This is a genomic window from Streptomyces sp. NPDC048671 (assembly GCF_055587045.1).
The window spans coordinates 693,037-712,766 of record NZ_JBVJHB010000001.1; the positions used below are offsets into that span (position 1 = coordinate 693,037).

At 70.2% G+C, this 19,730-nt stretch carries 19 protein-coding genes and 1 pseudogene; 13 read left to right on the plus strand and 7 right to left on the minus strand.

From position 1 onward, the window contains the following. Positions 1-51: 51 nt before the first annotated feature. Complete coding sequence (locus tag ACZ6S6_RS03175; RefSeq protein ID WP_362956921.1) at positions 52-873, minus strand: IclR family transcriptional regulator; 822 nt, start codon at positions 871-873, stop codon at positions 52-54. Between the two features lie 153 nt (positions 874-1,026). On the opposite strand from ACZ6S6_RS03175, the gene ACZ6S6_RS03180 reads away from it, so the two are divergent. The 7 genes from ACZ6S6_RS03180 (at position 1,027) to ACZ6S6_RS03210 (ending at position 8,681) form a co-directional block, all read left to right on the plus strand. Continuing rightward, entirely contained in the window at positions 1,027-1,980 is a 954-nt protein-coding gene (locus ACZ6S6_RS03180) for a DUF1177 domain-containing protein (protein WP_469703491.1), read from the plus strand. Next, a complete protein-coding gene (locus tag ACZ6S6_RS03185) occupies positions 1,980-3,371 on the plus strand; it encodes a cytosine permease (protein WP_469703494.1) in 1,392 nt (463 codons plus the stop codon). The genes ACZ6S6_RS03180 and ACZ6S6_RS03185 overlap by 1 nt, the downstream gene beginning before the upstream one ends. Then, positions 3,368-4,696 (plus strand): M20/M25/M40 family metallo-hydrolase, encoded by a 1,329-nt coding sequence (locus ACZ6S6_RS03190; protein ID WP_469703496.1) that lies wholly within the window; start codon positions 3,368-3,370, stop codon positions 4,694-4,696. Before ACZ6S6_RS03185 ends, ACZ6S6_RS03190 begins: the two co-directional genes overlap by 4 nt. A gap of 216 nt (positions 4,697-4,912) precedes the next feature. Then, positions 4,913-5,557, plus strand: a complete 645-nt coding sequence (locus ACZ6S6_RS03195; protein ID WP_469703498.1) for a class I SAM-dependent methyltransferase — start codon at positions 4,913-4,915, stop codon at positions 5,555-5,557. Positions 5,558-5,598: 41 nt separating this feature from the next. After that, the gene (locus ACZ6S6_RS03200; protein WP_469703500.1) at positions 5,599-6,543 is read left to right on the plus strand and encodes an N-acetylmuramoyl-L-alanine amidase; all 945 of its coding nucleotides are present in this window, start codon (positions 5,599-5,601) and stop codon (positions 6,541-6,543) included. Positions 6,544-6,764: 221 nt separating this feature from the next. Continuing rightward, positions 6,765-7,559 (plus strand): hypothetical protein, encoded by a 795-nt coding sequence (locus tag ACZ6S6_RS03205; protein WP_469703502.1) that lies wholly within the window; start codon positions 6,765-6,767, stop codon positions 7,557-7,559. A 111-nt stretch (positions 7,560-7,670) separates the two neighbouring features. After that, positions 7,671-8,681 (plus strand): LLM class F420-dependent oxidoreductase, encoded by a 1,011-nt coding sequence (locus tag ACZ6S6_RS03210; RefSeq protein ID WP_469703505.1) that lies wholly within the window; start codon positions 7,671-7,673, stop codon positions 8,679-8,681. Here ACZ6S6_RS03210 and ACZ6S6_RS03215 read toward each other — a convergent pair. Then, a complete protein-coding gene (locus tag ACZ6S6_RS03215; RefSeq protein WP_469703854.1) occupies positions 8,671-9,711 on the minus strand; it encodes a PHP domain-containing protein in 1,041 nt (346 codons plus the stop codon). The two genes, ACZ6S6_RS03210 and ACZ6S6_RS03215, sit on opposite strands and share 11 nt — an antisense overlap. Positions 9,712-9,892: 181 nt before the next feature. Here ACZ6S6_RS03215 and ACZ6S6_RS03220 point away from each other — a divergent pair. Beyond that, positions 9,893-10,195, plus strand: a pseudogene (locus tag ACZ6S6_RS03220) (recombinase family protein); the annotation flags it as partial. An 89-nt stretch (positions 10,196-10,284) separates the two neighbouring features. On the opposite strand, the gene ACZ6S6_RS03225 reads toward ACZ6S6_RS03220, so the two are convergent. Beyond that, entirely contained in the window at positions 10,285-11,631 is a 1,347-nt protein-coding gene (locus ACZ6S6_RS03225) for a tetratricopeptide repeat protein (RefSeq protein ID WP_469703507.1), read from the minus strand. Between the two features lie 183 nt (positions 11,632-11,814). Here ACZ6S6_RS03225 and ACZ6S6_RS03230 point away from each other — a divergent pair, with 183 nt between their 5' ends. From ACZ6S6_RS03230 to ACZ6S6_RS03245, 4 genes are all read left to right on the plus strand, one after another. Further along, positions 11,815-12,000 (plus strand): hypothetical protein, encoded by a 186-nt coding sequence (locus tag ACZ6S6_RS03230; RefSeq protein WP_469703856.1) that lies wholly within the window; start codon positions 11,815-11,817, stop codon positions 11,998-12,000. A gap of 83 nt (positions 12,001-12,083) precedes the next feature. Then, positions 12,084-12,302 (plus strand): hypothetical protein, encoded by a 219-nt coding sequence (locus tag ACZ6S6_RS03235; protein WP_362967539.1) that lies wholly within the window; start codon positions 12,084-12,086, stop codon positions 12,300-12,302. Between the two features lie 797 nt (positions 12,303-13,099). Then, entirely contained in the window at positions 13,100-13,963 is an 864-nt protein-coding gene (locus tag ACZ6S6_RS03240) for a radical SAM/SPASM domain-containing protein (protein ID WP_469703510.1), read from the plus strand. A 205-nt stretch (positions 13,964-14,168) separates the two neighbouring features. After that, positions 14,169-15,140, plus strand: coding sequence for a methyltransferase domain-containing protein (locus tag ACZ6S6_RS03245; RefSeq protein ID WP_469703512.1), 972 nt, complete (start codon positions 14,169-14,171; stop codon positions 15,138-15,140). A gap of 102 nt (positions 15,141-15,242) precedes the next feature. Here the strand turns inward: ACZ6S6_RS03245 and ACZ6S6_RS03250 are convergent, their stop codons facing one another. Beyond that, on the minus strand, positions 15,243-15,794 hold the full coding sequence (locus ACZ6S6_RS03250) for a hypothetical protein (RefSeq protein ID WP_362958833.1): 552 nt from the start codon (positions 15,792-15,794) through the stop codon (positions 15,243-15,245). A 141-nt stretch (positions 15,795-15,935) separates the two neighbouring features. Between ACZ6S6_RS03250 and ACZ6S6_RS03255 the strand changes: the two genes are divergently transcribed. Next, on the plus strand, positions 15,936-16,226 hold the full coding sequence (locus ACZ6S6_RS03255) for a hypothetical protein (protein ID WP_362958830.1): 291 nt from the start codon (positions 15,936-15,938) through the stop codon (positions 16,224-16,226). Positions 16,227-16,262: 36 nt separating this feature from the next. Here the strand turns inward: ACZ6S6_RS03255 and ACZ6S6_RS03260 are convergent, their stop codons facing one another. The 3 genes from ACZ6S6_RS03260 to ACZ6S6_RS03270 form a co-directional block, all read right to left on the minus strand. Beyond that, positions 16,263-17,336, minus strand: coding sequence for a prenyltransferase/squalene oxidase repeat-containing protein (locus ACZ6S6_RS03260; RefSeq protein ID WP_469703515.1), 1,074 nt, complete (start codon positions 17,334-17,336; stop codon positions 16,263-16,265). Further along, the gene (locus tag ACZ6S6_RS03265) at positions 17,333-18,109 is read right to left on the minus strand and encodes a class I SAM-dependent methyltransferase (protein WP_469703517.1); all 777 of its coding nucleotides are present in this window, start codon (positions 18,107-18,109) and stop codon (positions 17,333-17,335) included. Before ACZ6S6_RS03265 ends, ACZ6S6_RS03260 begins: the two co-directional genes overlap by 4 nt. A gap of 69 nt (positions 18,110-18,178) precedes the next feature. Then, positions 18,179-19,519: a glycosyltransferase family 4 protein gene (locus tag ACZ6S6_RS03270; RefSeq protein ID WP_362958822.1), complete on the minus strand. Its 1,341-nt coding sequence runs from the start codon at positions 19,517-19,519 to the stop codon at positions 18,179-18,181. Positions 19,520-19,730 lie beyond the last annotated feature (211 nt).

The window sequence follows — 19,730 nt, forward strand, 5'->3', positions numbered from 1 at the left end:
TGGGTTCTCTTCGGTTCAGGTCGTGCGGGTGGAGCGGGGCCCGGCCGCCGGTCAGGTGGTCCGGCGGGACCGGGGCTTGGGGCGCTGCGGCGGGTGGGTGAGGCGCCTCTCCAGCATGTCGGCCGCCTTGCGCAGCGCGTCGATCCGGTTCTCCGGCGCCCCCTCGAACCGCTCCTCCGCGCCGCCCAGGCTGAGGCTTCCGTACGGTTCGCGCCCCAGGAAGACCGGTACGGCGAGGGTCGCGATGCCGGTGTCGTACTCACCGACCGTCCAGGCGTACCCCTGGGCGCGCACCTTCAGCAGCTCCCGCTCCAGCAGATCCGGATCGGTCACCGTCCGGTCGGTGAACCGGGCCATCGGGCGCCCCCGGAAGAGCCGGTGGCGCTGCTCGTCCGGCAGGTAGGCGTAGAACGACTTGCTGGTCGCCCCGGCGTGCGCCGGGTAGAGCTCACCGACCAGGGGGTAGTAGCGCAGCGGCCCGGTCTCGCCCTCCTCGGCCGCCACGCACCGCATGTGGAAGCTGTCCGGCAGGCAGAACAGCACGGTGTCGCCGGTGACCCGGCGCAGCTCCTCCAGGACCGGTCCGGCGAGCAGCTCCAGCGATCCGGAGCGCTCCCAGAGCCTGCCCAGGCGCAGCACGGCGGGGCCGATGCGGTAGCGGCGGGTGGCCGGGTCGGAGACCAGGAAGCCGCGGCCCGCGAGGGTGGCCAGCAGCCGCTGGGCCACCGAGGTGTCCCAGCCGAACTCCTCCGCGACCTCGGTGACACCCCAGTCGGGTCTGGTCCGCTCGAACGCGAGCAGCACGAGGAGTGCCCGGTCGACGGTTTGCAGGGCTCCGGCGGGGGTGCGCCGGTCCAGATCGAAGTCCGCCATCCTGATCTCACCATTCAGACCTGAGTTGCAAATAACGGGAAACAGTTGCGTTCAACGCTATCCGATCCCGAATCTGCTCTCAGCACCCCGTCCGGCGTCCCACTCCCTGCCGGGCGCCGGACGGGTGTGATGGATGCGCGAGAAAGGCCCCCCATGTTGAAGTACGTACTGGACATCGTCGATCTCCTCGACGACCCGCAGGCCAATGGCAAGACGGTCGTCGAGTACCTCGACGCCGCGGCGGGGGCCGAGGGCTCGTCCGCGGAGGTCACCACGGTCGCCGGCGAGCGGGGCTCGACGGACTTCGTGATGGTCCGCATCCCCGGCTCCCGGGGACGCAGGGCCGGGGGCACCGCCCGCACCCTGGGCGTGGTCGGCCGGCTCGGCGGCATCGGCGCCCGGCCCGAGATGATCGGCCTGGTCTCCGACGCCGACGGGGCGGTCTCCGCCGTCGCCACCGCCGCGAAGCTGCTCGACATGCGCCGGCGCGGCGATGTGCTGCCCGGCGATGTGATCGTCGCCACCCACATCTGCCCGAACGCGCCGACCGAGCCGCACGACCCGGTGCCGTTCATGGGCTCGCCCGTGGACATCGCCACCATGAACCGCCACGAGGTGACGGACGCCATGGAGGCCGTGCTCTCCATCGACACCACCAAGGGCAACCGCATCATCAACCACAAGGGCCTGGCCCTGTCGCCCACCGTCAAGGAGGGCTGGGTGCTCCGGGTGAGCGAGCAGCTCGGCGAGCTGCTGGCCGTGGTGACCGGTGAGCCGTTGGTCACGTACCCGGTGACCACACAGGACATCACGCCGTACGGTAATGGTGCACACCACATCAATTCGATCCTTCAGCCCTCCACCGCCACGACCGCTCCCGTGGTCGGCCTGGCGGTCACCTCGGCCGCCGCGGTGCCGGGCTGCCAGACGGGCGCGAGTCACGAGAGCGACATCGCGTCCGCCGCCCGCTACGCCGTGGAGGTCGCCAAGGCCTACGGCGCGGGCCACCTGGACTTCCACGACGCGGTGGAGTTCGACAACCTCGTCAACCGCTACGGGTCGCTGTCCCACCTGCAGACCTTCGGCCGCACACCCCTGGAGTCCTGATGGCTGCCGCCCCGCCGGCCGACGCCGCGGTCAACGAGACCAAGAGCATCGGCAGCGACGACTACTCGCTCTCGCGCGTCCCGCGCGACAAGCGGTTCGGCTTCTGGTCCATGCTGCTCCAGTGGCTGGCCCAGTCCGGCTCGATCTCGCAGTTCACGCTCGGCGCCACCATCGGTGTCGGCATGACCTTCGGGAACGCCTTCCTCGCCTTCACGCTCGGCGCGGTCATCCTGGAGGTCGTGATCTTCGCGATCGGCCTGGCCGGGATGCGCGAGGGTCTCGCGACCCCGATGCTGACCCGCTGGGTGGGCTTCGGACGCAACGGCTCGGCGCTGGTCAGCTTCGTCATCGCGGTCAGCCTGGTCGGCTGGTTCGGCGTCCAGAACACGATCTTCGGCAACAGCGTCTCGGCGCTGGTCGGCGGGCCGTCCTGGATGTGGTGCGTGATAGCGGGCATCGCCATCACCGCCCTGGTGATCTTCGGCTTCAAGTACATGGCGAACTTCGCGAAGATCGTCACGCCGCTCTTCTTCGCGATGGTCGCCTGGTCCGTCATCAACACGCTCAAGGACCACTCGTTCACCGATCTGATCCACTCGCCGCCGCCCGGCGAAACGATCCCGCTGGCCGTCGCCGCCACCGCCATCGCCGGCGGCTACATGACGGGTGCGATCGTCTCCCCGGAGATGACCCGCTACAACCGCAAGGGCTCGCACGTCTTCCTGCAGAGCGCCTCCTCGATGATCCTCTCCGAGTACATCGTCGGCATGACCGGCGTGCTCCTGGGCCACCTGGTCAAGAGCAACGAGGTCTCGCACATCGTGCTCTCCACCTCCGGCGCCTTCGGCGTCATCGTGGTCCTGATGTCCACGGCGAAGATCAACGACTGGAACCTGTACGGCTCATCGCTCGGCGTCGTCAACTTCTTCCAGGTCGTCTTCGGCAAGCGGATCCACCGCGGCGCCGTCACCATCGTCCTCGGCATCGCGGGCACGCTCCTGTCCGCGGTCGGGATCATGACCCACTTCACCGAGTTCCTCACGATCCTCGGCGTCGCGATCCCGCCGATCGGCGGCATCATCGTGGCCGAGTACTGGGTCGTGAAGCGGATGCGCAAGCCGCTGGACGACACCCGGGAGGCCGAGACCCTGCCGAAGTCCTCCCCGACCTGGGTGCCGATGTCCATCGTCATCTGGATCGTGGCCTTCTGCGTCGGCAAGTTCTACGACGGCGGCATACCGGCCCTGAACTCGCTGGCCACCGCATTCGTCCTGTACTGCGTCCTCGGCCTGCTGGGCTGGGTGAAGCCGTACGGCACCTCCACCACCGAGGACGACGAGGACAACGCGGTCCCCGACGCCCCCGCCACCACCTCTGTGGGAGCAGCATGAGCACCCCCGACCCCACCGCCCCCCTGGTCCCCGCCTCCGACGAGGCGCAGGCCGAGGCCATCGACCTCTGCGCCGAACTGATCAGGTTCGACACCTCCAACCCCACCAGCGACGAGCGTGCGAGTGCCGAGTGGGTGGTGGGCCGCCTCGCCGAGGTGGGCATCGCCTCGGAGCTGATCGAGTCCGCCCCTGGCCGGGCCAGCGTCATCGCCCGGATCGCCGGCCGCGACCCCGAGCGCGGCGCCCTGATGGTCCACGGCCATCTGGACGTGGTCCCCGCCGACGCCTCCGAGTGGCAGGTGCCCCCGTTCTCCGGCGAGATCCGGGACGGCTACCTGTGGGGCCGCGGCGCGATCGACATGAAGGACACGGTGGCCGTCATGCTGGCCACCGCCCGGCACTTCGCCCGCACCGGCACGCAGCCCTCGCGGGACCTGGTCCTGGCCTTCCTCGCGGACGAGGAGGCGGGCGGCAAGTTCGGCGCCCACTGGCTGGTCGAGCACCGCCCTGAGCTGTTCGCCGGGGTCACCGAGGCCATCGGGGAGGGCGGCGGGTTCTCCTTCGCCCTCGACGACGCCCGGCGCCTCTACCCGATCGAGAACGCCCAGCGCGGCATGGCCTGGATGGAGCTCACCGCGACCGGCCGGGCCGGCCACGGCTCCTCGCCCAACGACGAGAACGCGGTCACCGACCTCGCGGAGTCGCTGACCCGGATCGGCCGCGAGACCTTCCCGATCCGGCTGATCGAGCCGGTCCGCGCCCTGCTCGAAGAGGCCGCCCGCCTCTACGGCGTGAAGTTCGACGAGAACGACATCGAGGGCAGCCTCGCCAAGCTGGGCCCGGTCTCCGACTTCATGCAGGTGGTCCTGCGCAACTCGGCGAACCCCACCATGTTCAACGCCGGCTACCAGACCAACGTCATCCCCGGAAAGGCCACCGCCCGCGTCGACGGCCGCTTCCTGCCCGGCCACGAGCAGGAGCTGATCGACACGATCGACAGTCTGCTGCTCCCCTCGGTCAGCCGCGAGTGGGTCAACCACGACATCGCGATGGAGACCACCTTCGACGGCCCGCTCGTCGACGCCATGTGCGACGCGGTGCGCGCCGAGGACCCGGACGGCCACCCCGTGCCGTACTGCAACCCCGGCGGTACGGACGCCAAGGCCTTCACCCACTTGGGCATCCGCTGCTTCGGCTTCAAGGGCCTGAAGCTCCCGCACGACCTGGACTACGGCCGCCTGTTCCACGGCGTGGACGAGCGCGTCCCGCTGGAGGGACTGCGCTTCGGCGTCCGCGTCATGACCCGACTCTGGCAGAGCTGCTGACCGCCGCGTCACAGCTCCACCAGGGGCCCGCCCCGACCCGGGCTCACCCCACCCGCGCCCCCGCCGACCCCGTCGGCGGGGGCGCGGGCATTCCCGCGCGGCCCGGACGCACCCCCGCGCGCGCCCCCGGCCCGGACGTGCGGCACGATGGGGCGCCGTCGAAACGCCCCGTCCCCGTATCCCACCCCCGTATCCCACCCCACCAGGAGGAACCCCGTGGCCGCCGAGCCCAAGCCGGAGATTCTTGCCGCGTTCCAGGCCGCCAAGGGCTTCATGCCGGTGGTGGAGGGGCTGGCGCTGTACGCGGCCGCCGCCGAGGCCGCCGCGCTCGGGCTGCCGCTGCTGGAGGTGGGCACGTACTGCGGGCGCTCCACCATCCTGCTCGCCGACGCCGCCCGTGCCGCGGGGACGGCGGCCCTCACCGTCGACCACCACCGGGGCAGCGAGGAGCAGCAGCCCGGCTGGGAGTACCACGATCCGACCGTGGTGGACCCGGAGGTCGGCCGGATGGACACGCTGCCCACCTTCCGCCGGACGCTGCACGCGGCCGGCCTCGAGGAGCACGTGGTGGCGCTCGTGGGGCGCTCCCCGCAGGTCGCGGCCGTCTGGGGCGGGCCGCTCGGCCTGGTCTTCATCGACGGCGGTCACACCGACGAGCACGCGAACGGCGACTACGAGGGCTGGGCGCCGCATGTCGCCGAGGGCGGGCTGCTGGCGATCCACGACGTGTTCCCGGACCCGGCGCACGGCGGTCAGGCCCCGTACCGGGTCTATCTGCGGGCGCTGGCCTCCGGGGCGTTCACCGAGATCTCGGTCACCGACTCGCTGCGCGTCCTGCGGCGTACCGGGCCCGGGATCTGAGGCCTCCGGACGCCGGGCGGGCGCCCGGATAGCATCGCCGGGTGCGTGACGACGAGAGCGTTCCCCCCACCCCGCGCCGCCCGGCCCTGTTCGCCGCCGCGACGCTGACCGTGCTGTGCCTGGGCGCCACCGGCTGCGGCGGCGGCGGCGACACCGCGCAGGCCGGCCCCGGCCCGGCCGGCACCACGGCCGCCGCGCCGGCCCCCGCGACATCCTCCGCACCGGCCCCGGCCTCCCCGTCGCCGGTGCGCGGCAGCCCCTCCGCCACCCGGCCGCCCTCCCCGTCGGCGTCCGCGCCGGACGCCCCGGCCGGGCCCCTGTCGGGGAAGACGGTCGTCATCGACCCCGGGCACAATCCGCGCAACCACCTGCACACCGCCGAGATCGGCCGGCAGGTGGACATCGGCACCACGCACAAGGAGTGCGACACCACCGGCACCTCCACCAACTCCGGTTACGCGGAAGCCGAGTTCACCCTCGACGTGTCGCACCGGATGCGCACGCTGCTGCGGGCACAGGGCGCGAAGGTGGTCCTGACGTACGACAACGACCGGCCGTTCGGCCCGTGTGTCGACGAACGGGCCCGGATCGGCAACAAGGCCGGGGCCGACGCGGTCGTCTCGGTCCACGCGGACGGATCGGCGGCCGGCAACCGGGGCTTCCACGTGATCCTTCCCGGCCCGGTGCGCGGCGGCGACGCGGACACCTCGGAGATCGTCGGCCCCTCGCGCGATCTCGGTACGCGTATCGCCGGACTCTTCGTCCGCGCTACCGGAAGTGCGCCTTCCAATTACATCGGCGGCAATACCGGACTGGACACCCGCAAGGATCTCGGCGGACTCAATTTGTCTACCGTGCCCAAAGTGTTCATCGAATGCGGCAATATGCGTGATCCGAAGGACGCGGCCCTGCTCACCAGTGCGAGTTGGCGCCAGAAGGCGGCGCAGGGGATCGCCGACGGCATCAGCAGCTACCTCAACGGGTAGTAAGAGGTGGTTCTGCGATGAATTCGGGAGGATGCCCGCCCAACGTCCGGACGGGGGGCACCACCCGACCGGGCAGACGATAGATTCATCCGTACGATGGGGAGCCGCCCCCGAGCTTCGCGCCGTGCCCGCCCGTACCGGTGGCAGCGACGACCGCCCCGACGAGACGACCGACTAAGGACCTTCACGTGAATATCCGCTCCCTCACTCGAGGCGATGGCGTGGTGATCGGAGCAGCGGTCGTGCTGTTCATCGCCTCTTTCCTCGACTACTACTCCTACGGGAACATTGACGGGCCGAACTCCTGGGATTCACTGGGCAACGCGATCGGGGTCTACCTGGTCGGGGTGGCCGGCGCCGCGCTGATCGTGCTCTCCCGCTCGCAGCCCCAGCCGCGCAAGGTCGCCGGTCTGGATCTCGCCCAGTTCGGCGTGGCCGCCACGGTGTTCACCGCGTGGAACCTGTTCTGGACGATCATCGACCTCGGCCAGATCGACGCCGGTGCCGGTCTGATCCTCGGCATGATCGCCGCTCTGGTGCTGGCCGCCGGTGCGGTCGCCTCCCCGCTGCTTCCCGCGCTCAAGGTCCCGCTCATGGGCGCCCCGAAGCCGGCCGTGCACCCGCCGTACGGCGGCCAGCCGCAGCCCGGCCAGGGTTACGGCTACCCGGGCGCGCAGCAGCCGTCCTTCGGTGGTCAGCAGCCGGGCCAGCCGCAGCCGTACGGTGCCCAGCAGCCCGGCCAGCCCGGTCAGCCCGAGCCGCAGCAGGCCGGTGCGCCGGCTCAGCAGGTCCCGGCGGCGGGCGGTGCGCCGGCCGGTGAGTTCACCCCGTTCTGGTTCGCGGTTCCGGTGGCCCGTCCGCTGTACGGCGAGGACGGTTCGCCGTCCCCGATCGCCGAACTGGCCCCGGGTACCTGGTATCTCGCGGTCGAGCAGCGCGGTCCGGGCCTCATCGCCCAGACGCAGGACGGCCGTCGTGGCGTGCTCCAGGACACCACGGGCATCCAGCGCGGCTGACGCGGCGCACGGACAACCGACAGCGGCCCCCCGCCCCTTCCGGGCGGGGGGCCGCTGTCGTACCCTCCGGATACATCTGATGCACCGTCAGAAATACTGGGAGGCAGCGGAATGCGGCTCGGACTCGCTCTCGGATACTGGGGCCGCGGCCCGAACCCGGCCCATCTGGACCTCGCCCGCGAGGCCGAGGACCTGGGCTACGCGTCGGTGTGGACGGCGGAGGCCTGGGGATCGGACGCCTTCACCCCGCTGACCTGGATCGCCGCCCACACCTCCCGGATCCGGCTGGGCACCGGCATCGCGCAGATGGCGGCGCGCACCCCGACCGCGACCGCCATGCACGCCCTGACGCTCGACCACCTCTCCGGCGGCCGGATGATGCTCGGCCTCGGGCTCTCCGGCCCCCAGGTCGTCGAGGGCTGGTACGGGCGGCCGTTCCCCCGCAGCCCGCTGACCGCGACCCGCGAGTACGTCGACGTGATACGCCAAGTACTCAGCCGCGAGGCGCCTGTTGAGCTGGACGGCCGGTTCCACTCGCACCCGTACAACGGCCCGGACGCCACCGGGCTCGGCAAGCCGCTGAAGCCGATCACCCATCCGCTGCGGGCGGACCTCCCGGTGCTGCTCGGCGCCGAGGGGCCGAAGAACATCGCGCAGACCACCCGGATCGCGGACGGCTGGCTGCCGCTGTACTGGTCGCCGCTGCGCACCGATGTGTACGAGGCCTCGCTCACCGGCCTCCGCGACGGGTTCATGATCGCGCCGATGGCCCGTGCGCAGGTCTGCGACGACGTCGCGGAGGGACTGCTGCCGGTGAAGGCGATGCTCGGCTTCTACATCGGCGGCATGGGCGCCGCCGCCCGCAACTTCCACGCGGACCTGATGGCGCGGATGGGGTTCGGGGAGGAGGCCCGGCGGATTCAGCAGCTCTTCCTGGAGGGCCGCAAGGAGGAGGCCGTCCTCGCCGTGCCCGACGCGTTCGCCGATGAGATCTCGCTGGTCGGCCCCCGTGAACGGATCGCGGAACGGCTGGAGTTGTGGCGCAAGGGGCCGGTCACCGACCTCCTGGTAACCGCCCCCGACCCGCACACCCTGCGGGTGCTGGCGGAGCTCAACCAGTAGAACCCGCGGGAAGCCGTCCCTCGCGCGTCCAGGCCGTCAGCTCATCCGCCGTCCACGTCGTGACGACGCGTTCCGCCGGGACCCCGCACTCCTCGGCGCGGGCGCAGCCGTGGATCTGCCAGTCCAGCTGTCCGGGCGCGTGCGCGTCGGTGTCGACGGCGAAGAGCGTGCCCGCCTCGACGGCCCGGCGCAGCTGCCGCCTGGGCGGGTCCAGCCGCTCGGGTCTGCTGTTGATCTCCACCGCCGTACCCGCCTGGGCGCAGGCGGCGAAGACCTCGTCCGCGTCGAACCGCGACTCCGGACGGCCCCGGCCGGTGAGCAGCCGCCCGGTGCAGTGCCCGAGGACGTTCGCCCGAGGATGGCGGACGGCCGCGAGCAGCCGCCGGGTCATCGGGCCGGGGTCCATCCGCAGCTTGGAGTGGACGGAGACGACCACCAGGTCGAGCTGTTCCAGGAGTTCGTCCTCCTGGTCGAGGCTGCCGTCGAGGTTGATGTCGCACTCGATGCCGGTCAGCAGCCGGAACGGCGCCCAGCGCTCGTTGAGTTCGGCCACCTCGGCCAGCTGCCGGCGCAGCCGTTCGGGCGAGAGGCCGTTGGCCACGGTCAGCCGGGGCGAGTGGTCGGTGAGCACCGCCCAGTCGTGGCCGAGCTCGGCGGCCGTGCGGCCCATCTCCTCAATCGGGCTGCCGCCGTCCGACCAGTCGGAGTGCAGATGGCAGTCGCCGCGCAGCAGCGCGCGCAGCCGTTCAGCGCCCTCGGCGAGCGGTCCGCTCTCCTCGGCCTCGGTCTCCAGCCGCTCCAGGTACGCGGGCACCTCTCCGGCCACCGCCTCGCGGACGACCTGTGCGGTCCTGGGGCCGATGCCCTTGACCCGCTCCAGCGAGCCGTTCGTCACCCGCTGGACGGCCTCCCCCTCACCCATCGCGGCGACGGTGCGGGAGGCCGTGCGGAAGGCCTGGACGCGGTAGGTGTCGCCCCCGCCGCGCTCCAGCAGGAAGGCGATCCGCTCCAGGGCCCGGACCGGGTCCATCGCCACCTCCTCGCCGGACGGGACGGGCTGCCGTTCCAGCTTGGCCCAGAGGCGCCCGCCCCGCACACCGGCCGGAGCCGCCGCAGCCCCCGCCCGCCAGCCGAAGGACGACCGCGCCGGCCAGAAGTCCGGCAGCTCCGCGTCGCCCAACACTCCGTTCCAGCGGTTCCGGAGTGTCGGCATGGTGGCATCGGCCCTGGTCAGAGACCACAACGGCTCCGGGCAACCTTCGCTCCCCACGGAGAGTGTGAAGACAAACTCCCGGAACCCCCTCGCGGGCACGGTCCACGAAACGCAGACCCTCCGGGGTGTACGGTGCGTGCGCCTGTCCGTCCTGACCGACGAGACCACCAGCCCCGAACGGCAGCGCGAGGCCGACGACAAGGTCGCGGCAGAACTCAACATCGACTTTGGGCCCGGTGACGCGGTACGCGAGGCCGTGGACCTGGACGTGCGACCAGGTCCCGCCCACCGTGACGAGCTTTTGCGCCCGCCCGTACCCGGAGTCATACCGCAGCGCAACGTGATCCGAGCCCCGCCGTGCCCCCGGCTCGGGTGTACGGCGGGGCTTCGTCATGAAGGAATTAGCTCGGGACGGACAATCGTCCGTGCGCGCTCATACAGCGCTTGCGCATCGTGGTTCTTGAGGTGCGGGCCAATGAGACTGAACATGCTCGTAATCCGCTTGTCGATTCGGCCCGAGTTAACTTGCGGATAGTCATCCAGGGCCTTCCCCCATGTAGAGCACGCGGCTTCAAGATGCCCGATGGTTAGTTGCCGCTCCGCAAGGATCGCCCGTTCCTTGACGCGCGTGCGTCGATAGATGCTGTACCGCACCTTGTCCGATTCCTGCATGGCAACTACAGCCCCGGCCACGTCGCCCATTTCGAAGCGCACTTGGCTGGTGTGGTAGTTGAGTGAGGCCGGGTCGTACGAGCCGAAAGCCTTCCCGCGGGACTCCGCACGATCCATTGCAACTTCGGCTTCTGCAAGGTACATCCGTGCGGATTTGTGGTCGCCGACCTGGGCGGAGGCATGCGCTTGCTGACCAGTGAGGAAGGCGCGCATCCGGGGTCCGGCCTGGGGGGACGACGCTGCGGCAGCATCGGCCAGCCGCATGGCAATCGGGCCCTGATTCAAGTCTACGGCTTGCACGCTCATGCCCCGGAGCGTGGTGCAGAACGTCAGGTGGTCCTCCGAAGCCCCGGCAAGTTCAAGCGCTTTCAGGTAGTAGCGCTGTGCGAGTCCGTGCAAGCCCTCATCTACGGCCATGTAACCCGTGAGGTAACAAAGATCGGACGCCGCGGACATCATCGCTTTGCGTACATCCTCCGGCCCATCAGTTCGGAGGAACGGTGCAACAGTGTTCACCAGGAAAGCCGCAGCGAGCGGTCTAGCGGTGCGTCCTCCGAACTGGTCGTCCATGGACGAAAGCTGTTCGGTCATCGCGGAGACCGTAGCCACGTCGGTCATGCCTATACGAGTACGTGTCCCATGCTGAACAGACCCCATCCGTCCCACCACGTCCGGCCAATCCGGCACGGCCAGAGCAACGGAGAACAGAGCGGCGCTGAGCACGCTTCGGCGGGAAGGGTCCATGTCCAGCCTTCCAAGATCAATGATCGCGTCGACTGTGCCACGGGGCTCTGCCTCCGTTCCACCGTTGGGTGCCGGAAAGCCCGCTTCAAGGTGCGTGATGGGGCGCCCAAGCTTGCGCGCGAACGCTTCCAAGATGAGTGGTCGAACTCCCTCGCGCGGCACACTCCCACTCAGCCACTGGTGAATGGAAGGTGCACGGTACTGCTTCGGGGTGCCTTGCTCGGTCCCGATGCGGTTGATCGCTTGGGCGCACTGCCGCAACGACCAGCCCGTTTCGCGGAACAACCGCTCCAAGGCCGTATTCGGCTCGCTGGTACCCACGTTCGTTCAACTCCCCATGCACGGTGGCTCCAAGCGCTTAACGCTCTTAATCCTTGTGCCCTTCCCAACAGTACCGCCGTGCGTGACCAGGCTGTTGCCTAGAGCGAACGGCCAACGCGGAAGGGATCAAGGACAGTGGTGACAGACTCGCTAGTACCCACCGTGGGGACCCTCCTGGTGGACATGGGACACGCGGACCGAGTTGGTGAGTTCCGGGGGCTCGCCGGCTCGTACTGGTCGCTGCGGCCGGTCTGCGGCGGGACCGAGTGGGAGGCCGAGCCCGAGCACGTCCGGGCCGCTGACCCTGCGGAGCGTATGCACGCCGAAACCGCGCGGTGCAACGCGCGGAGCCGGCGTGAGGTGCTGTGACAGTCGCGGCGCGGTTACCCCTTCGTGTTGTCCTCGCCGTGGGTGCCACGGAGATTCGGCTACGGGCCCGGTTTCCCCGGTTCATGGACGCGATCACCTCGCACCGGCACCGGTCGGGAAATCTGAACCGCATCGAGGCGGACGCCGATTCACGCGCGCTGTTCCTCGCGGGGCTGGACGCTGCGATTGCCGCTCGTATCGCCGAAGTAGCCGAGCTGGAAGCGTTCGCGAAGGCCGTGGAAGCGGAAAGCGAGACCCTGCAAGCCGTGATCGAGCCCCGGGCCGGGGAGCGTGCCACATGATCGGCGTCCCCTACGTAGCGGAGATCACCGCAACGGCTGGCCGCAGAGCTGTTTCGCTCGGCGAGGCCACCGTGGCGAATCGTCGGCTCGCTCTCCGGTGGCTGCGGCGGCAGGCATTTCGGCTTGCGGACGGTCCCGGAGCCCCCGAGCCCCCGCAGACCGGCGCAAGGAACGTTCAGCCGATCAGCTTTCGGGGTCCCGCTGTTCCGAACGGGCTCCGTGCGTGGGCAGAGGACCCGGACCAGCAGGACCAGGCAATAGGGCTGCTGGAATCCGGTTGTCCGGATGTGCTCACCGTGCTCGACCCCGCCGCCGGTCTGCTGGTGACGCTCGCCGGCTGGCCTGTCCGGTCTGCCCGTGCCGTAGGCGGCTAGCGAAACCCCATCAATCCCCGGCCCCCTAAGCCAAGGAACACGCGTGCGCCGTCGTTCAAGATCCGAGGTCAAGTCCGCACGGAGTCAGTTGCTCATGCACCGGGCGGACGTGGTGGAGGCGTACCGGGCGGGGGCATCGATGCTGAACCTCTGTCGTACCTGGGAGGTGGATTCCAGGTGGCTCGCTGCTCAGTTCGAAGCATGGGGCGAGCCCCGCCGTGACCTCTCCGAGGCTGCCTTTTTTCGCGGCACCCGCATTTCGCCGTTCCGCCCCTAAGACTTCCGCCTCGCCGCATAGGTCCCGTGCGTATGGGGACTGCGACTCGCTCTGCGGCGGGGTGGGGCCCCGCCCTGGTCAACTGCCACTGATCGCGGTGCAGTCGGCCGATTCCCACACGCATGACGACACGGGAGGAACACAGCATGACAACGCTCATTGAGTCCCCGGTCCGCGAACCCCTCGCCGGTATCCAGTCACTCGAACTGGAGATCACGGGAAAGTGCCAGCTTTCATGCACGCATTGCCTGTCGGAGTCCAGCCCCCAGGCAACGCACGGCACCATGACGCCCGAGGACTGGCGGACGGTCATCATCGATGCTGCCGCACTCGGCATCCACACGATTCAGCTCATCGGCGGTGAACCGACCGTGCACCCGCATTGGCGGGAGTTCACCGTGCTGGCGCTGTCGCTGGGCCGACACGTTGAGATCTACTCGAACCTCTACACGGTGCACGATTCGTGGTGGAGTCTCTTCTCTCGCGACGGTGTGACCCTCGCGACCAGCTACTACAGCGACGACCCCGGGGAACATGACCGGATCACGGGCAAACCCGGAAGCTACGTCCGCACCCGATGCAACATCCGCGAAGCTGTGAACCGCGGAATCACGATCCGTGCCGGAATCGTGGACGTGCTGCCGGATCAGCGCGTCATCGAGGCACGGGCCGAGCTGGAGTCCATGGGGGTGAAGCAGATCAAGACCGACCGGGTTCGGGCAGTCGGGCGGGCGGCGCTCCCCGGATGGAAACCGACCCTTGATGAGATGTGCGGGCGCTGCACCCGTGGGCGCGCGGCCATCCTCCCGGACGGTGACCTGGCCGGCTGTGTGCTCTCGCGTGATTTTCCGGTGGGCAACGTCCGGGAAACCAGGCTCGCCGATCTGCTCGGCGGGAAGGATTGGGAGGCCCTTGCGGCACGCATCCCGCTCCCTGTCTGGGCTGCCTGCCCGCCCGACGACAGCAACGATTGCGCACCCGCTAGTACGGACTCCTGCGACCCGCAGTAATCACGGCACTGAGAGACGGAAGGGTTGCCGCATGGATTGGCAACAGCACGCGGCACGACTTGCGGACCAGTCGACCGAACCGGATTCCCGGTGGCTCGCGCCGGTCGCGAAGACTCCGCGCCATGAACTCGTGCCCCGCTGGTGGGAGCGTGACGGCGCGAACGGGTGGCAGCTCAGAGACGGGGCAGCCGACCCGGGAGCGTGGATGAAGGCTGCCTACGCGGAACGGTCGCTGATCACCAGGGTTGGCACGCTTCACGCCGACCGCGCCGAGCCCGACGACCAGCCGCACGGATTGCCCACGTCATCCGCAACGGTGCCGAGTCTGGTGGTCAGGATGCTGCGGCACGGGCGACTCGGAACGGGGCTGTCGCTCCTGGACCTCGGCACCGGAGCCGGCGGGCTCACCGCGTACGCGTCCATGCGGTTCGGGGCAGAGAACGTGACAAGCCTGGACGTGGACCCGTATCTGGTCAGTGCTGCGGGGAACCGGCTCGCGCACATGGGGTACCACCCGGAGATGGTCACGGCAGACGCGACCGACCGGGTTCCCGGTACGTACGATCGCATCGTGTCCACGGTCGGGCTTCCCGCCGGTCCGGGGCTCCGTCCGGTTCTCTCCGCGCTCGCTCCCGGCGGACGGATCGCAACGACCATTGGCCGCACGTGTCTGATCATCACCGGATGGAAGCACGCGAACGGTGACGTGATCGGGCGGGTCGAACGGGACATGGCGGGGTTCATGCTCACCCGATCCGGGGACGACTTCCCGCCCGCGCTCTCCGAGTTGTTCGCCCTCGCCCGTAAGGGAGAGGGAGCGGAGATCAGTACAGGTACCTATCCCGTGCTGGACGTGGCCGAAGCGTGGGAACTGAGTTCCATGCTCCAAGTCACCACACCGGGCGTGGAAACCGACTACGAACAGCGCGACGGAACCCGGAGCGCCTATCTCGTCCATCCTGACGGTTCGTGGGCGCGTGCGTCAGCCGTGGGTACTGCCGCGCCGGAAGTCCACCAGAGCGGACCGCAACGTCTTTGGACAGCGTTGGAGCGCGTCCGGGACCGGCTGAACTCCGAGGGTTCGTTGCCATTGCTCGGTGCATGGGTCCGTATCACCGCCGATGGGGTGTGCCACCTGTCCCGTGGGAAGTGGCGCGCGTCCATCGGGGACCGCTAACCCCCTTCTGCCTGTCCGGCCCGAGGGTGTCGGACAGGCGGAAGGTAACGGAAAATGGCTCATGCCCGCACCCCAATGGGGGGCCGAGCCGTGCCCCACGGGTTATCCGCCGAGCTGCGAGGTGGACGGCACCTTGTCCTTCACCTCGGCGCCCGCGCTCTTGCCGGCGCCCTTGATGCTGTTGATGACGCTCTCGAAGGCGCCGATGTCGCCCTCTCCCGCCTCGCCCTTGCGGAGCTTGGTGGCGAGGCCCTTGAGCGAGGCGATGCCCGCGGTCAGCGGCGCGACGGCCTTCGAGAGCAGCGGGTCGCCCTTGGCGTTGTCGGAGGCGGCCTTGAGCCTGTTGTAGGCGAAGCCGCCCGCGAGTCCGGCCTTGACGAGCGCGAAGGTCCGGCCGTCCGCGCCCTTCTTGAACTTGCCGGCGCGGTACGGCTTGACGACCCACTGGTACGTGGCGCCCGCGGCCAGCCCCGCGTTGGTGACGAACCGGGTCTTGGCGAACTTCTGCGCCTCGGCCGAGGACGTACCGGTGGGCGACGCGGAGCTGCTCGCGCCGCTGTCGCCGTCACCGCCGCACGCGGTGGCGCCCACCAGCACGGTGCAGGACAGCAGCAGCGCCACGAGCAGACGGCAAAGCGGTACGGAACGGGGCACGGCGGGCCTCCCTGACCGGGCACGTCACGACGGGGCGCCGGGGCTCGGCACTCCCCCGCAAGGCTTGCCCCGGCCCGGACGGCCCGCCACCCGGGTACGCCGTCCGGGTTTCGCCCGGCGGAATGCGGCAACCCGGTTGGCATGTCCTCCAGAACAGGCAACGGAAGCAACACCGCAGCACGTGTCATAGCCGTGGTGGCCGACATCATGGCCTTCATCATCGGCCTGTGGATTCTGATGTACCTGCTCGACGCCAACCGGGGCAACGACCTGGTCGACTTCGTCCGGCACACCGCGAGGTGGCTCGCCGGCTGGTCGTACGACCTGTTCACCTTCGACGAGGCGTGGGCCAGGGTCGTCGCCGGCTACGGCCTCGCAGCCGTCGTGTACCTGTTCATCGGGCACGCGGTCGCCGGCCGCATCCGCCACTGAGGCCGATGCGCCCGGCGCGGACACCGTGGCAGCCGCTCAGTCGCAGCAGTCCGGCTCCAGCCCCTTCGGCAGCCGCTCCCCGCTGAAGACCGCGGTGGTCGCCTCGTCCCCACCGAGCGCGGCCACCGCCAGCAGCAGCGAACCGGCGGTCCAGGCCGTGCGCTCCTCGGGCCAGAACGCCCGGTTGCCCTCGAAGACGTACCCCGTCCAGTACAGCCCGTCCTCGGCCCGCAGGTGCTGGATGGACTGCAGGACCTCAAGGGCCCGGTCGGACTCGCCCATCACCCAGAGCGCCAGGGCGAGTTCGCAGCTCTCGCCGCCCGTCACCCATGGGTTGGGCAGCACACAGCGCACCCCGAGGTCCGGGACGACGAAGCGGTCCCAGCCCTCCGCGAGCCGCTTGGTGGCCGCCGGTCCGTCGAGCGCGCCGCCGAGGATCGGGTAGTACCAGTCCATCGAGTAGTGGCTCTTGTCCAGGAAGCGTTCGGGATGGCTGCGGATCGCGTGGGCGAGCGCGCCGGTGGCCAGCTCCCAGTCGGGCTGCGGCTCCTCGCGGCGTTCCGCGATGGCGAGCGCGCAGCGCAGTGCCTGGTGGACGGAGGAGGAGCCGGTCAGCAGCGCGTCCTTGACCGGGGTGCCGTCGGCCTCCCGCTTCCAGCCGATCTGGCCGCCTGGCTGCTGGAGCCTCAGCACGAACTCGACGGCGGCGAAGACGGTCGGCCACATCCGGTCGACGAACGCGTCGTCGCCGGTGGCCAGGTAGTGGTGCCAGACGCCGACGGCCACGTACGCGCAGAAGTTGGTCTCCTGACCGCGGTCGGTCGGTTGCTCCGGGTCGCCGTCGTGGTAGGCGGCGTACCAGGAGCCGTCGCCGTTCTGGTTGCGGGCCAGCCACTCGTAGGCGCGTGCGGCGGCGTCGTGCTCGCCGGCCGCGTCCAGGGCCATGGCCGACTCGGTGTGGTCCCACGGGTCGAGGTGGTGCCCGCGGAACCAGGGCAGCGCGCCGTTCTCGCACTGCATGGCGAGCAGCGCGGCGACGGTCTCGGTCGCCTCCCCGGCGGTGAGTACTCCGGGCAGCACAAGGTGTTCGGTCCGCTCGGGAAGTGTCACGCCTTGGCCTTGGCGGAGTCGTCGGCGTTCGCCGGGGCATCGGTGGCCGGGGCGGCGGGCAGGTGCGGCTTGGTCGCGTAGGCGACGAAGCTCTTGCCGACGACCGGGTTGAGCAGTTGCTCGGCGACCCGGGTGGCCATCGGCTTCTTCATGATGTCCCAGACCAGCAGCTTGTGGTACGCCCGCACCGGCAACGCCTTGTCATTGTCGACGCCGAACGCGCACTTGAGCCACCAGTACGGCGAGTGCAGCGCGTGCGCGTGATGGGTGCCGTACGGCTTGAGGCCGGCGCCGCGCATCCGGTCGAGGAGCTCCTCCGCCTTGTAGATGCGGATGTGGCCGCCCTCGACCTCGTGGTAGGCGTCGGAGAGCGTCCAGCAGACCTTCTCGGGGCCGTAGCGCGGCACCGTGACCGCGATCCGGCCGCCGGGCCTGAGCACCCGGACCATCTCGGCGAGCACGCCCTTGTCGTCGGGGATGTGCTCCATCACCTCGGAGATGATCACGACGTCGAAGGACTCATCGGGGAACGGCAGGTTGAGCGCGTCGCCCTCCATCGCGGTGGCGGTGGCGCCCTCCGGGGCCTCCCCGGCCTCCTTCATCGCGGCGAACCACTTCGCGACCTCGCGGATCTCCTCACCGTTGCGGTCGAGAGCCACCACCTGGGCGCCGCGCCGGTAGCACTCGAAGGCGTGGCGTCCGGCGCCGCAGCCCAGGTCGAGCACTCGGTCGCCTGCGGCGAGCGGGAAGCGGGTGAAGTCCACGGTCAGCACGAATGCCTGCTTTCGCGGTCGGGGGTTCGAAGGGGGCGGGAGAGCGGAGACGTCGGGGGCGGTGCGGTGTCACCGACGGCCGTCGGGTCCGGCGGTGGTGCGGGCGGCGATGGCCTCCCGGTAGCGGGCGGCGGTACCGATCGCCGCCTGCTTCCAGGTGAACCGGGCGAGGACCCGTGCGCGGCCCGCCGCCCCGAGCCGCTCGCGCAGCGCGGCGTCGCCGAGCAGCCGGCCGAGCGCGTCGGCCAGGGCCCCGGCGTCGGCGGGCGGGACCGCGAGACACGTCTCGCCGTCCGGTCCCGCGACCTCGGGGATCGCACCGCCGGTGGTGGCGACGAGCGGGGTGCCGGTGGCCATGGCCTCGGCGGCGGGCAGCGAGAAGCCCTCGTACAGCGAGGGGACGCAGGCGATCTGGGCGCCGCGCACCAGGTCGACGAGTTCGGCGTCGCTGATGCCCTTGACGAACTCGACGGCGTCCCCGAGCCCGTGCCGCTCGATGGCCTGCGCGACCGGCCCGTCCTCGGCCCGCCGGCCGACGACCACGAGGTGCGCCGCGGGGTTCTCGGTACGGAGTTCGGCGAGCGCCTCGACGAGGTGGACGAGGCCCTTGAGCGGTACGTCGGCGCTGGAGGTGGTGACGATCCGGCCCTCGACCTCCTCGACCGCGGGGTCGGGCGACCACAGGTCGGTGTCGGCGCCGATGTGCACGACGTGGACGCGGCCGGGGCTCACCCCGAGGTGCTCGACGATCTCCTGCTTGGAGGAGCCGGAGACGGTGAGCACGGACGGCAGCCTGCGCGCGACCCGCTTCTGCATCCGGGTGAAGGCGTACCAGCGGCGTACGGAGAAGCGGCGGCGGCGGGTCGGGGCGGCGTCCAGGTCGAGTCGCCGGTCGACGGTGATGGGGTGGTGGACCGTGGTGACGAGGGGGGCGCCGAGGTCGCCGAGGAGCCCGTAGCCGAGGGTCTGGTTGTCGTGGATGACGTCGAACTCGCCGCGCCTGGCCACGAGATGACGCCGGGCGCGCAGGCTGAAGGTGAGCGGTTCGGGGAAGCCGCCGGTCCACATGGTGGCGACCTCGGCGGCGTCGATCCAGTCCCGGTACTCGCCGCGCTTCGGGGTGCGGAACGGGTCGGGGTGCCGGTAGAGGTCCAGGCTCGGCAGCTCGGTGAGCGGGACGCCCTCGTCGAGCACCGGGTAGGGCTGGGCGCCGATGACCTCGACGCTGTGGCCGAGGCGGGCGAGTTCGCGGGCGAGGTGGCGCACGTAGACGCCCTGGCCGCCGCAGAAGGGGTTGCCCTTGTAGGTGAGGAGCGCGATGCGCAACGGCCGGTCGCCGTCGGGTCCTGTCTCCGTGTCCGACGTACCGACGCCCGTGCGGGGGCCCGACTCTATGGCCTCAGCGGTCACACTCGGCCCCCTTCTCACTGCGTGTTCGCCGGAGCGTAACCGCTCGCGCTAATCTAGAACAAGTTATAGACCGGATCGTTCAATGAGCTACGAATCTACCGGCAGGTAGCGTCGGTGCAACGGCCGGATCAGGTGATTCGCGCCACGACACACACCCTGGCATGCTGTGCGCCTCCGGACCGGCCACCGCGTCCTCGCGGTCGCGGACAGA